Origin of the sequence: Nonomuraea sp. NPDC005650 (genome assembly GCF_040605375.1) — a bacterium.
In the GTDB taxonomy this organism is placed as follows: Bacteria; Actinomycetota; Actinomycetes; order Streptosporangiales; family Streptosporangiaceae; genus Nonomuraea.
This window is the reverse complement of record NZ_JBEXCR010000005.1, coordinates 187084-199885: the sequence shown is the minus strand read 5'-3', so window position 1 is coordinate 199885 and position 12802 is coordinate 187084. Positions and strand designations below refer to the sequence as shown.

Here is a 12802-nt window from a genome sequence, read left to right as displayed (position 1 = left end):
AACATGCAGTGGTCCAGTCCAATTCAGCTGGTCTAAACCAATTTCCCAAGTGGTTTAGTCCATTTCCGCGCCCGTTTCCGCTGCGTGGTCTCAGGAATTGACATCCGGCCCAGCGGAGCGAACGCGGTCGACATGCTGGAGCGCGTCGCGCAGGTCGGCCAGCCACGTGTCGGTGTGCTTCCCGACCAGACGCACGCACCAGGCGAGCGCGTCACTGCGGCTCCTGGCCACCCCGGCGGCCACGAGCGTGTCCAGAACCTGCCGCTCCGTCTGGCGCAGCCGGGTCATCACGGGCACGGACAGTGTGGTGAACATCACAGTCTCGCCGCCGCAGACCACGCCCCAGGACACCTTCTGCCGGAACTTCCGCTCGGCCTCCCGGGCGATCTCGATCCGCCGCTCGCGCGTCTCCTCCCTGAACCTTCTGGCCAGCCCCTCGATCAAGGCGGCCCGCTCGGCCTCGGGCACGTCGTCCGGGAGGTCGGGGAGCGTGCCCAGCACCGCGATCTCCTCGCGGTCCCTGACGATCTCGGGCGCGCCGGTGAACCAGCCTTCGGGCAGCCGCCCGGTGAACCAGCCGTGGATCTGCGCGGTGTCGTCTTCTGTTGTCATGTAATCACCATTACATAGTTGCAGGCTTAATGCACGTGTTGGAGGTCGCGTTTATGCTCCCCTCCACCCCCTCTGACCTCACGCCCTTCCTTCCGCCACACGCGCCTCTGTGCCCTCGTGCCGGGTCGGCGCGCCCGTGCCGTGCGGGCGGCGTGCTTGTGCCTTATCCCGCCGCGTATCGCCGCCCCGGCTCCGCGATCGTTCGTTGCGCACCCCGTCCCGTCACCCCTTCCGTGGGCGGTGCCTCGCGGTGGCGGAGGGACCGCCGCAGAGCGCGTCGCCACCCTGCGACGGCCCCGTGGTGCGTTGCGGAGGCACAGCAGCGTGCCTCGAAGGTGCGACGGCGCGGTGGCGGCGCACTGGCGACGAGGGTCTGGCGCATGGGCGCAGCGCACGGCGCATGGGCGCGGCGGGTCGTGCCCCGGGACCTTCCGGGTGCGCGCCGGCCGCTGCCCGGCGTGCCACCATCGCCGCCATCCGCTTGCAGCACGGCGCGCATCGCGACACGGGGCCCTGCGATACGACGCCGGTGCCCAGCCGGGTGCGGCGTCGGTGACGCGCGATACCGAGCGACGGGGGACGCGCGCCCGGTGGCGAGCCGACGGCGCAAGGGCGATCGGCACAGGGGCGCGCTACGTGGGGTGGGAAGGCCGGGGTGGGTGGGTTAGCGGACCTTGGAGGCTACGGTTGGGCTCACGCGGATGACGCCCGCCAGATTGCGGGTGTGCACCGGCGAGATCTTGACCACGTCACCCGTGCGCGGCGCCTGGATCATCTTCCCGTCACCCCAATAGATCGCCACATGGGAGATGTAGTCGGGGTTGGTCGGGTCGAGGCGCCAGAAGATCAGATCCCCCGGCTGCGCCTGCGAGAAGGGAACCTGCTGCCCGGTCACCCACTGCTGGTGCGTCACCCTGGGCATCCGCACCCCCGCCTGGGCGAAGGCCCACTGGACCAGGCCCGAGCAGTCGAAGGTGTCCGGTCCCTCGGCCCCCCACACGTACGGCCGGCCGAGCTTGGAGGCGGCGGCCTTGAGCGCCACGGTGACCTGCTCGCCCGTCATGAACGACCCCGTGGTCCAGGTGCGGGTCGGGGTCTGCGGTTGGGGCAGCACCGGGTTGACCATGGCCACCTGCGTGCCCTTGGGCAGCCGCCTGAGGATGGCCTTGCGCAGCGTGTCGGAGTTGATGTCGGGGGCGCTCACGATGAGCGCGTTGTCGTGCGGCAGCCCCAGGACCCGCCCCACGTTCTTGGACACGACGGCGTCCACCGCGCCGAACCCGGTGGTGGCGTACGCGCCGATCCGCAGCGTCCCGGCCGGGCTGGCCACCCGCCGGTGCAGCGCGAGCCCACCGTCGTTGCCGAGCACGAACGACACCGCCACGTCACCCGCCGCGACGTTCTGCCACAGCGCGTCGGACGAAGCGGTCACTTTGGGGGTGTACGAGCGGAATGTGGATGGGTTGACCGCCAGCGTCTGCACCCGCTTGCCGTCGAGCATGACCGACGCCGCGTCGGCCAGCTCCAGCCCCCGCACCCCGCGCAGCTTGGCCACCTTCTGTAACAACTCGTTGGTGAACGGCTTGCGGGTCAGCACGAACAGGTTGGGCTTGTGCAGCTTCTTCAGCGGCTCCACGGGCTGGATCGTGGTGGCGGGCGGCTGTTGCGGCTGCCCCTGCTGCTGCCCCTGCTGCTGTCCCTGCTGCTGTCCCTGCTGCTGTTGCGGCCGGCGCTGCGCCAGCGGCGTCTGCTCGGGCGTGTCCTGGGCGCGTACGAGCCCGACCTCCTGCCCCGATCGAGCGAGCAGCAGCACGTCGGCGGTCAGCACCGCGACCAGCGCCACCACGATGAACGGCACCAGCTTGTAGGTGTTACGCCGCTTACGAGAGTTGACCAGGAAGCTGAGATCCTGCCGGATCCCGGAGCCATGCGAAAAATCCGCCGGGCCGACGTGGGCCCGGCGGTCGTCGTGCGGGGGTGTCAGTTGCCGATGTACGGCACTGCCTCAAGGATCTCGACCGTGTTCTGGCGGCCGTTGGGCATGGAATATGTCGCCTTCTCCCCGATCTTCTTGCCGTTGATCGCCGCGCCCAGCGGGGACTTCGGCGAGTAGACGTCGATCGGGGCTCCACTCTCTTCGCGGGAGGCGAGCAGGAAAGTGACCTCGTCGTCGTCGCCGACGAACCTGATGGTCACGGTCATGCCGGGGCCCACCACGCCCTCGGCCTTGGGGGCCTCTCCCACCTGGGCGTTGTCGAGGATCTGCCGGAGGTGGAAGATCCGGGCCTCCATCTTGCCCTGCTCGTCCTTGGCGGCGTGGTAGCCACCGTTCTCACGCAGGTCGCCCTCTTCGCGGGCGGCTTCGATCTTCTTGGCGATGTCGACGCGCCCGGGGCCAGAGAGATATTCGTACTCCGCCTTCAGGCGGTCGTACGCCTCCTGCGTCAGCCATGTGACGTTCTCATCGCGAGAGTCGGCCACGGGTTCTCCTTGCTTGCCTAGGGGGCCCTGAGGTCACTTGAGGTTACGTGTGGTTGAATTGCGAAAGGCTAACAAGTCAACAGCTCCAACGCTTCCCCAAATGTCTCACTATACGAGATTGCAGTACTGGATGTGGACGGAAGTGGCCTGACCACTGGTGTCGAGGCTTTCCTTGATCTGCTTACTACCCCCGCCAGCCGAGATTCTTACTTCCTTGCTGCCCACTTCCGCGTGATAGACGTCCAGCGCCCTGATCCGGCAGACGGCCACCCTATCGTCTGGCTTGTACACCTCAAAGGTGATCTCCGCGCGATTCGCGCTCACGACGTTGAACGTCACCACCTGCGACGGCGCCTCCGAGCCGCCCGGCGTCATCGACCACATCACGTAGCCCCAGCCACCCGCGATGATGGCCACCAGCACGCCGATCACGACGTGGACGACCAACCGGCCGCCTCGTCTGGGGCGATCGGGAAAGTCATCGGGTGTGCCGAGAACTGGTTGGTTCTCGACATCTCTGGTCGCCATGGCGGAATCTCCCTGCACTCCCTGAGCGTTATCCGAGACAATTGTCGCCCGCGGGGGGTGTGCCCTCGCGACCGCCCAGCAGAAACTAGCCTCTCTGGGCGAGTGACCGGTCCCTACTGAGGAGACATCGAGCCCGTGAGTGCACCGCTGAGGCTGATGGCCGTCCACGCCCACCCCGATGACGAGTCGAGCAAGGGCGCCGCCACGATGGCGCGTTACGTGCGCGAAGGCGTGGAAGTGCTGGTCTGTACGCTCACCGGCGGTGAGCGGGGCTCCGTGCTCAACCCCAAGATGGACCGGCCCGAGATCGTGGCGAACATCGCCGCGGTGCGCAAGGCCGAGATGGACCGGGCCCGCGAGATCCTTGGCGTCCAGCAGCGTTTCATGGGCTTCGTCGACTCCGGGCTGCCGGAGAACGAGGACGAGGCGCTGCCCGACGGTTGCTTCGCCTTGCAGAAGCTGGAGGACGCCTCGGAGCCGCTGGTGGCGGCCGTGCGCGAGTTCAGGCCGCACGTGATCATCACGTACGACGACGACGGCGGCTACCCGCACCCCGACCACATCATGACCAACAAGGTCTCGGTGGAGGCCTTCGAGGCGGCCGGCGACCCCGACCGCTACCCGGGCACGGGCGACCCGTGGCAGCCGCTGAAGCTCTACTACCAGATGGGCTTCACCAAGGAGCGCTTCGAGGCGCTGCACGAGGCGATGACCGAGCGCGGCCTCGGCTCGCCGTACGCCGACTGGATCTCCCGCTGGGAGGACCGCCCGGCCAAGTGGCCGGTGACCACCCGGGTGCCGTGCGGCGACTACTTCGAGATCCGCGACCAGGCCCTGATCGCCCACGCCACCCAGATCGACCCCGACAGCTGGTGGTTCGTCTGCCCGCGCGAGCTGCAGCAGGAGATCTGGCCGACCGAGGACTACCACCTGGCGCGCTCGCTGGTGGACACGGAGCTGCCGGAGGACGACCTGTTCGCGGGCATCCACGCCGACGACGTCTCCCCCGCCTGCCACTGACGGGACCACGCTCCCCCAGTGGCAGACTGGAACTGTGAACGTTCTAGCAGCAGGTGATGTGAGTCCGGGCCTGCTCGGCTTCCTCGTCGTGGCTTTCCTCGGCTTCGCTCTGTATTTTCTGGTCAAGTCGATGAACAAGCAGATGTCGAAGATCCAGGTTCCCCATGAGGGCGACGTGGACGACAAGAAGGCCGAGTAGATGCCGATCGAAGTTGTCGACAACTCGACGGAAAACCGGTTCGAGGTGCTGGTGGACGGCAAGGTGGCCGGGTTCGCCGACTACCGGCTGCTGCCCACCAAGATCGTCTTCACGCACACCGAGGTGCTGCCCGCGTACGAGGGGCAGGGGCTGGCGGGCAAGCTGGTCGCGTTCGCGCTCCAGGCGAGCGCCGACACCGGCCTGCGCGTCGTGCCGCTCTGCCCCTACGTGGCGAAGTACATCGAGCGCCACCCCGAGTTCCAGGGCCTGGTCGACGGCTCATTCGGCAGCGGGTGACCAGGCGCGTTCCAGCGCCTTCGGCAGGCCCCACCAGCCCAGCGGCGTGAGCACCTCGTCCCGGTCCACGATGCCGAGATGGCCCCACAGGCTCACCACCGACCCGAACAGCGCCTCGGTCGCGTTGAGGTCGTCGACGGCGTGCTCGTCGACGTCGATGTCCTCCGACTCGGCGATCAGCCGGGCCATCCGCTCGGGCGAGGCCAGCACCCCCGGGCCCAGCCTGGCCAGCGCCGCCACCCCGGCCAGCCAGTCGGCGTGCTGGATCGCGCAGAGGTTGGCCAGCGTCGCGTCCTCCAGGCTGAGCTCCCCGTCCAGATCGACGAACTCCTCCAGCACGTCCCCGCTCTCCGACAGGTCCGAGATCGGCCCCGCGATGCCCGCCACCACCGCCAGCCACAGCTCGCCGTCGTCGTCCGGCATCGGGCCGTCGTCGAACCCGGCGCAGGCCCGCAGCACGTTGGCGGGGTAGCCGGGCAGTGCGAGCAGCGCGCGCAGTCGCGCGGCCGCCGTCTCCAGCTCGCCGGCGGGCAGCTCGGGCTGCTTGGGCAGGCCGCCGACGATCCGCCGCAGCTCCGACAGCGCGAACGCCTCCTCCTCGTCCCAGGCCGCGAACGACTCCTCGTCCTGCTCGTCGTTCACCGCGAACCCGGGCACCCTGCCGTCGGGCAGCGGCGTGCTGAGCCAGTGCTCCTGCAGCTCCTCGTACGCGCGGCGGGCCTCATGGTCGCCCGCAGCCAGCGCGTCGGGGTCGATCTCGCCGGACTCGACCCGTTCCTCCAGGTACGCCACCATCCGCGCGAACATCTCCGTCGCCACGGGCCCGCGCTCGTCCTCCTCCGGCCAGACGAAGTAGCTGGGCGTCATGAGGATCGGCTCGGTGCCGGTGGACTCGACCCAGCGCTGCACGTCGCCGACCGTGGCGACACCCGACTCGATCGAGCTGAGCGTGGCCTTGGCGGACTCCCAGAACTGGCGGGAGAGGGGGTTGCCCGCCGCCATCATCGCGCGCCGCAGGTCGGGCAGCGCCACCAGCGCCACCCCTGACGGCACGGCGAGCAGTGCGCGTGCCACGTCCCTGCGGGTGATGGCGCCGACGGGGCGGTCGGCGTGCGCGCAGACGAAGTCCATATCCACGCCCCGTAACCTACGCTGTCCCAGCCACCCAAGTCAGCCGCCGTACCCCCTGACGCCCCTCCGGCGTGGAGGTGAGGGGCGGGATGGGGGCGGACTAGGCTGAGCGGGGGAGGTCCTGATGAACCGCTTGAAAGACGCCACGAGCCCCTACCTGCTGCAGCACGCGGACAACCCCGTGGACTGGCACCCGTGGGGTGAGGAGGCGTTCGCGGAGGCCAGGCGGCGCGACGTGCCGCTGCTGATCAGCGTCGGTTACTCGGCGTGTCACTGGTGTCACGTTATGGCGCACGAGAGCTTCGAGGACCCCGGCACCGCGCGTCTCATGAACGAGCACTTCGTCAACATCAAGGTCGACCGCGAGGAGCGGCCCGACGTGGACGCCGTCTACATGGGCGCCACCCAGGCCATGACGCGCCAGGGCGGGTGGCCGATGACGGTGTTCGCGACCCCCGAGGGCCACCCGTTCTACTGCGGCACCTACTTCCCCCGCCCCCACTTCCAGCGCCTGCTCACCGAGGTGCACAACGTGTGGGTCGGCGACAGGGTGGCCGTGCTGCAGCAGGGCGCCAAGGTGGTGGAGGCGCTCAACTCGAACACCGCGCTGCCCAGCGGGGCCATGCCCAAGGAGGAGACGCTGGCGCTGGCCGTGCGGAATCTGCGCCAGGAGTTCGACCCCGTGAACGGCGGGTTCGGCGGGGCGCCGAAGTTCCCGCCGTCCATGGTGCTGGAGTTCCTGCTGCGTTCCGGCGAGCGCGAGATGAGCGGCAAGACGCTCGAGTCGATGGCCCGCGGCGGCATGTACGACCAGCTCGGCGGCGGGTTCGCCCGCTACAGCGTCGACGCGGAATGGGTCGTGCCGCACTTCGAGAAGATGCTCTACGACAACGCGCTGCTGCTGCGCGTCCTCACCCACTGGTGGAAGGCGGGCGGCGGCGAGCTGGCGCGGCGGGTGGCGCTGGAGACGGCCGACTGGCTGCTGCGGGAGCTGCGCACCGAGCAGGGCGGGTTCGCCTCCGCGCTCGACGCCGACAGCGAGGGCGTGGAGGGCAAGTTCTACGTCTGGACTCCCGAGGAGCTCCGCGCCGTGCTCGGCGAGGTCGACGGGCGCTGGGCGCAGGAGCTGTTCGACGTGACCGGCACATTCGAGCACGGCACGTCCGTGCTGCAGCTCCCGCGCGATCCCGACGACGCGGTGCGCTACGCGGGCGTCCGCGAGCGGCTGCTCGCCGCCAGGGAGCAGCGCGTCCGCCCGGGGCGCGACGACAAGGTCGTGGCCTCGTGGAACGGCCTGGCCATCGCCGCCCTGGCGGAGACCGGCGTGGTGTTCGGGCGGCCCGACCTCGTCGCGGCGGCCACGGCCGCGGCCGAGCTGCTCGCGAGCACGCACGTGGTGGACGGCAGGCTGCTGCGTACGTCCAAGGACGGCAGGGCGGGCACCAACGCCGGGGTGCTGGAGGACTACGCCGACCTGGCCGAGGGCCTGATCTCCCTGTACGGCGTGACCGGCGAGGCCAGGTGGCTCCGGCTGGCGGGATCGCTGCTGGACGCCGTGCTCGACAGGTTCGCCGACGGCACGGGCGGCTTCTACGACACGGCCGACGACGCCGAACGGCTCTTCCAGCGCCCGCAGGACCCCACCGACAACGCCACCCCGTCCGGCCAGTACGCGGCCGCGGGCGCGCTGCTCTCCTACGGCGCCCTGACCGGCTCGGCGCGGCACCGGGAGGCCGCCTACGCCGCGCTCGGCACCGTGTCCGTGCTGGCCACGGCGCACGCCAGGTTCGCCGGCTGGGGGCTGGCCGTGGCGCGGGCGGCGCTGGAGGGGCCCGTGGAGGTGGCCGTGGTCGGCCCGGCCGACGACCCCCGTACGGCGGAGCTGCACAGGGAGGCGCTGCTGGCCGACGTGCCGGGGCTGGTGGTCGCCCGCGGCCCCGGCGACTTCCCCGAGCTGCTGGAGGGGCGCGGGCTGGTCGGCGGGGCGCCTGCCGCGTACGTGTGCAAGGGGTTCACCTGCCGCATGCCCGTGACGACGGTCGATGACCTACGGGCGGAGCTGGGCGCGGCGGGCTAGCCCGACTGCGGGCGGCCCGTGTTGCCGTCGTTCACCGTGTCGCCGCCCGTCGTGGGCTGGTCCGGCGCCTGCTCCGTGGACGTCGGGCCGGTCTGCTCCGTCGGCTGCTGCTGCTGGTCCTGCTCCTGCCCGTCGTTGTTCGGCTGATCCGTCGCCGGCGGATCCGTGGACGGGGGCGCGGTGATGTCGGGCTCGGGCGTGTTGTCGAACCAGTCGTTCGGGTTCGGCGGCGGGGTGTTGCCCTGCTGGGGGACGTCCTGGTTCTGGTCGGGCGACGAGTAGTCGGGGCCCCAGCCGTAGTCGGACGGCTCGGGGAACTCCTCGACCGGCTTGCCCGCCATGGCCTCGGTCATGAACGCCCGCCAGATCTGCGCCGGGAGCTGGCCGCCGAACTGCGTGCCGTACCCGGGGATCGTGACGGTGGCGTTGTCGTCCCTGAACATGTCGACGGCGACGGCGAGCTGCGGCGTGAACCCGTTGAACCAGACGCTCTTCGACTTGTCCGTGGTGCCCGTCTTGCCGGCCACCGGGCGGTCGTAGAGCCGGGCGGCGGTGCCGGTGCCGTACTTGACGACCTGCTGCATCGCGTACGTGGTGTCCGCGGCGGCCTGCTCGCCGACCACCCGCGTCGAGACCGGCTCGACGGTCTGCTTCTTGCCGTCGGTGCCGGTGACCGACATCACCACGTGGGACTCCATGTGGACGCCCTTGTTGGCGAACGTGGAGAAGCCCGAGGCGTTCTGGACGGCGCTGACGGAGGAGACGCCGAGCGGGAAGGAGGCGTAGCTCTGCTGCTTCTCGATCTGCGCCTTGGGGATGCCCGCCTTCTCGGCGACGGTGGCGACCTTGTCCAGGCCGACCTTCTGGCCGAGGTCCACGAACGCGGTGTTGACCGAGTTCTGGGTGGCCCGCACCAGGTTGATCTCGCCGTAGGAGCGGTCGCTGTCGTTGGGGATCGGCTTCGGGTCCGACGCCACGCGCATCGGCGAGTTGCCGTTGACCCTGGTGGACAGGTCGAAGCCGTTGTCGAGCGCCGCCGCCAGCGTGTACGGCTTGAACGTCGAGCCGGCCATGACCTTGGCCGAGAACGCGCTGTCGTACTGCGACTGCGCGGGGCGCCCCCCGTAGAACGCGAGGACCTCGCCGGTGGCGGGGTCGACGGCCGCGAGCCCCGTGCGGACCTTCTTGGGCGTGGAGTCGGGCAGGACGTCCTGGACGGCCCGCTGGGCGGCCTGCATGAGCTTCTTGTCGAACGTCGTGACGACCTTCAGCCCGCCGCCGTTGATGTCCTCGTCGGAGTAGCCGCGCCGGTTGAGCTCGGCCGTCACCTGCTCCAGCATGTACTGGGCCTGGCCCTTGAGCTCGAACGGCTTCTTCGGCGTCGCGAGCTTGGGGAAGGTCTGGGTGGCGACCTGGGCGGGCGTCAGCGTGCCGGTCTGGCCCATCGCGTCGATCACCGACTTCCAGCGCTCCTGCGCCGCGGCCAGGTCGGGGCCCTTGGGGTCGGCGAAGCGGCTGGGCTGCTGGATCACCGCCGCGAGGTAGGCGCCCTCGGCCACGCTGAGCTGGCCGACGTCCTTGTTGAAGTAGGCGCGGGCGGCCGACTGGACGCCGTTGGCGCCGCGGCCGAAGTAGATCGTGTTGAGGTACTGCTCCAGCACCCAGTCTTTCGACTTGGACTGGTCGACCTTCATCGCGATGAGGATCTCTTTGAACTTCCGGGTGACGGAACGTTCCTGGCTGAGGCCGCTGTAGTAGTTGCGGACGAGCTGCTGGGTGATCGTCGAGCCGCCCTGGAGCTGCTGCCCGGTGACGGTGGACCAGACGGCCCGCCCGGTGCCCTTGACCGAGACGCCGCCGTCCTCGTAGAAAGAGCGGTTCTCGGCCGCGATGACCGCGTCGCGCACGTGCTTGGGCACCTTGGCCAGCTCGACGATCTTGCGGTCGATCCCCCGGCGGGCGAGCACGCTCTTCCCGTCGCGGTAATAGATCACCGAACCCTGCGCGGTGGCCTGCTTCTGCGTGGAATCGGGGATCGGAGTCAGCGCCCATGCGACCGCGAAAAGCCCGACAAGTACGAGGATTCCCGCGCCAAATGAAATCAGTAGAAGTCGGAGAACTCGTCGCTTTCGCATCCCGTTGCCACCACCGCTCCGCACCCTCGACCCCCCTCATCAGCCCCTATGCGCTGGGCGAATGTCAAGGCTAGACGATCGATAACGGTGCCTCGTCCCCTAGCGATAGTACGGGCTAGCGGCCGCCGCGGCGCGGAACATCGGCGACCAAAGGCAGCACCCGGTATGGAACCGGGGTGTCCAGGGCGATGATCGAATTAGTCCGCAGCACGCCCTGTACATCGACGATTCCGTCGATAACCCGCTGCAAATCGGCATTCGTACGCGCCACCACGCGGCAGAGCAGATCACTGCCGCCGGTGATCGTGTGCACCTCCAGCACCTCCGGAATGGCGGCCAGCCGGTCGGCCACCGGGTCGTGCCCGGCGACCTGCCTAATCTCCATGCTGACAAACGCGGTGACGCCATAGCCGAGCGCCTCCGGCGACACGTCGGGCCCGAACCCCGTGATCACGCCTCTGGCGACCAGCCGGTCGAGCCTGGCCTGCACGGTGCCGCGGGCCACGCCGAGCCGTCGTGAGCACTCGAGCACCCCCAGCCGGGGCTCCTCCTTCATGAGAGTGATCAACCGCGCGTCCAGCTCATCGATCGTCATACTGTACAGATTTACCCGACCTCGCGGAGATACGCTAGGCAGGTTGTCCACTGATTGAAGTAACTCTTGCGCATTAAGACCAGGAATATCGAGAGTTGCCAGTATGAATGATGTCTTTCCGGTAAACGGCATGGACGCCGTCGTGTTCGCCGTCGGCAACGCCAAGCAGGCCGCCCACTACTACTCGACCGCGTTCGGCATGAGGTTGACGGCCTACCGCGGGCCCGAGAACGGCAGCCGGGACGAGGTCGCGTACGTGCTGGTCTCGGGCGGCGCCACGTTCGAGTTCCGGGCCGCGGCGCGCCCGGGCACGGACCTGGCCAGGCACGTCGCGGAGCACGGCGACGGCGTGATCGACCTGGCGATCCAGGTGCCCGACGTGGAGGCGGCGTACGCGTACGCGGTCGCCCACGGGGCCAAGGGGCTGGCGGAGCCGTACACGATGGAGGACGAGCACGGCAAGGTGCAGGTCGCGGCCATCGCCACCTACGGCGAGACGCGGCACACGCTGGTCGACAGGTCCAACTACGGCGGCCCCTACCTGCCCGGTTACGTGGCCGCCGAGCCGCTGGTGGCGCCGCCGGCGACGAAGGGCGGGCGGTTCTTCCAGGCGATCGACCACTGCGTCGGCAACGTCGAGCTGGGCAAGATGGACGAGTGGGTGGAGTTCTACCGCAAGGTGATGGGCTTCACGAACATGGCGGAGTTCGTCGGCGACGACATCGCCACCGAATACTCGGCGCTCATGTCCAAGGTGGTCGCCGACGGCACGCGCAAGGTCAAGTTCCCGCTGAACGAGCCGGCCGTCAGCCGCAGGAAGTCGCAGATCGACGAGTTCCTGGAGTTCTACGGCGGCCCGGGGGTGCAGCACATCGCCCTGGCCACCAACGACATCCTGACCACGGTCGACCACATGCGGGCAGCCGGCGTGCAGTTCCTGGACACGCCCGACTCGTACTACGACGATCCCGAGCTGCGGTCGCGCATCGGGAACGTGCGCGCGCCGATCGAGGAGCTGAAGAAGCGCAAGATCCTCGTGGACCGCGACGAGGACGGCTACCTGCTGCAGATCTTCACCAAGCCGGTGCAGGACCGGCCCACGGTCTTCTTCGAGCTGATCGAGCGGCACGGCTCGCTCGGGTTCGGCAAGGGCAACTTCAAGGCGCTCTTCGAGGCGATCGAGCGCGAGCAGGAACGCAGGGGCAACCTTTAGTTTGTCCCGACTTAGTGGTGGTCATCAGGACATCATGGGATCACCACCGGGGCTGGCGGGACGCTGGCGACGGTTGTTCGCCGGCGTCCTCGACTGGCTCATCGTCAGCATCGCCACCACTCCCTTCACCTGGTCGAGCTGGGACTACGTCTGGGACCCCAGCAGGGGCGCCTGGGAACGCTACCCGGTGGAGCACGCCTTCCTGGCCGGTCTCGTGGCTTTCCTATACTTCTGGTTGCTGCACGCCTTCTGGAACGGCCAGACCCTGGGCAAGAAGCTGTTCGGCATGCGGGTCGTACAGGAGAACGGCGCGCGGATCACCGTGGCGCAGGCCGCGGTGAGGCAGATCGTGGAGACCGGGCTCGCGTGGGTCTGTTGCATAGGCTCGCTCGTGGACCTCGGCTGGATTCTCTTCGACCCTCGCAAACAGGCAGTTCACGACAAGGCAGCCAGGACGGTCGTGGTGAATGCCTGACTCAGCGTAAGATTTTGGTCACGATTCGAAGGGGGCGCG

General features: G+C 69.0%; 13 protein-coding genes. 6 read left to right on the top strand and 7 right to left on the bottom strand.

What is annotated here, in order from left to right; translation table 11 throughout:
• Positions 1 to 90: 90 nt before the first annotated feature.
• The 4 genes from ABZS69_RS10700 to ABZS69_RS10685 form a co-directional block, all read right to left on the bottom strand.
• On the bottom strand, positions 91 to 612 hold the full coding sequence (locus ABZS69_RS10700) for a hypothetical protein (RefSeq protein ID WP_355369476.1): 522 nt from the start codon (positions 610 to 612) through the stop codon (positions 91 to 93).
• Between the two features lie 664 nt (positions 613 to 1276).
• Positions 1277 to 2470 (bottom strand): C40 family peptidase, encoded by a 1194-nt coding sequence (locus tag ABZS69_RS10695; RefSeq protein WP_355369474.1) that lies wholly within the window; start codon positions 2468 to 2470, stop codon positions 1277 to 1279.
• 122 nt (positions 2471 to 2592) lie between these two features.
• Positions 2593 to 3093: a transcription elongation factor GreA gene (greA, locus tag ABZS69_RS10690; RefSeq protein WP_148437100.1), complete on the bottom strand. Its 501-nt coding sequence runs from the start codon at positions 3091 to 3093 to the stop codon at positions 2593 to 2595.
• Positions 3094 to 3201: 108 nt separating this feature from the next.
• Positions 3202 to 3621 carry a DUF4307 domain-containing protein gene (locus ABZS69_RS10685; protein WP_355369472.1) on the bottom strand — a complete coding sequence of 140 codons (420 nt, stop codon included), beginning with the start codon at positions 3619 to 3621 and terminating at the stop codon, positions 3202 to 3204.
• Positions 3622 to 3756: 135 nt separating this feature from the next.
• Here ABZS69_RS10685 and mca point away from each other — a divergent pair, with 135 nt between their 5' ends.
• The 3 genes from mca to ABZS69_RS10670 are packed head-to-tail and all read left to right on the top strand — an operon-like array spanning position 3757 to position 5137.
• On the top strand, positions 3757 to 4641 hold the full coding sequence (gene mca, locus ABZS69_RS10680) for a mycothiol conjugate amidase Mca (protein WP_355369470.1): 885 nt from the start codon (positions 3757 to 3759) through the stop codon (positions 4639 to 4641).
• Between the two features lie 34 nt (positions 4642 to 4675).
• Positions 4676 to 4840, top strand: coding sequence for a hypothetical protein (locus tag ABZS69_RS10675; RefSeq protein ID WP_192788033.1), 165 nt, complete (start codon positions 4676 to 4678; stop codon positions 4838 to 4840).
• Entirely contained in the window at positions 4841 to 5137 is a 297-nt protein-coding gene (locus ABZS69_RS10670; RefSeq protein WP_355369467.1) for a GNAT family N-acetyltransferase, read from the top strand.
• Here ABZS69_RS10670 and ABZS69_RS10665 read toward each other — a convergent pair.
• Positions 5120 to 6268, bottom strand: coding sequence for a hypothetical protein (locus ABZS69_RS10665; protein ID WP_355369857.1), 1149 nt, complete (start codon positions 6266 to 6268; stop codon positions 5120 to 5122). The two genes, ABZS69_RS10670 and ABZS69_RS10665, sit on opposite strands and share 18 nt — an antisense overlap.
• Positions 6269 to 6392: 124 nt before the next feature.
• Here ABZS69_RS10665 and ABZS69_RS10660 point away from each other — a divergent pair, with 124 nt between their 5' ends.
• The gene (locus tag ABZS69_RS10660) at positions 6393 to 8345 is read left to right on the top strand and encodes a thioredoxin domain-containing protein (protein WP_355369465.1); all 1953 of its coding nucleotides are present in this window, start codon (positions 6393 to 6395) and stop codon (positions 8343 to 8345) included.
• On the opposite strand, the gene ABZS69_RS10655 is transcribed toward ABZS69_RS10660, so the two are convergent.
• Together ABZS69_RS10655 and ABZS69_RS10650 are read right to left on the bottom strand one after the other, a co-directional pair.
• Positions 8342 to 10339 carry a transglycosylase domain-containing protein gene (locus ABZS69_RS10655; RefSeq protein WP_355369463.1) on the bottom strand — a complete coding sequence of 666 codons (1998 nt, stop codon included), beginning with the start codon at positions 10337 to 10339 and terminating at the stop codon, positions 8342 to 8344. The genes ABZS69_RS10660 and ABZS69_RS10655 overlap by 4 nt on opposite strands.
• A gap of 256 nt (positions 10340 to 10595) precedes the next feature.
• The gene (locus tag ABZS69_RS10650) at positions 10596 to 11075 is read right to left on the bottom strand and encodes an Lrp/AsnC family transcriptional regulator (protein WP_355369461.1); all 480 of its coding nucleotides are present in this window, start codon (positions 11073 to 11075) and stop codon (positions 10596 to 10598) included.
• 130 nt (positions 11076 to 11205) lie between these two features.
• Between ABZS69_RS10650 and hppD the strand changes: the two genes are divergently transcribed.
• The gene (gene hppD / locus ABZS69_RS10645; RefSeq protein WP_355369459.1) at positions 11206 to 12288 is read left to right on the top strand and encodes a 4-hydroxyphenylpyruvate dioxygenase; all 1083 of its coding nucleotides are present in this window, start codon (positions 11206 to 11208) and stop codon (positions 12286 to 12288) included.
• 34 nt (positions 12289 to 12322) lie between these two features.
• Entirely contained in the window at positions 12323 to 12763 is a 441-nt protein-coding gene (locus ABZS69_RS10640) for an RDD family protein (protein WP_355369457.1), read from the top strand.
• Positions 12764 to 12802: the final 39 nt, after the last annotated feature.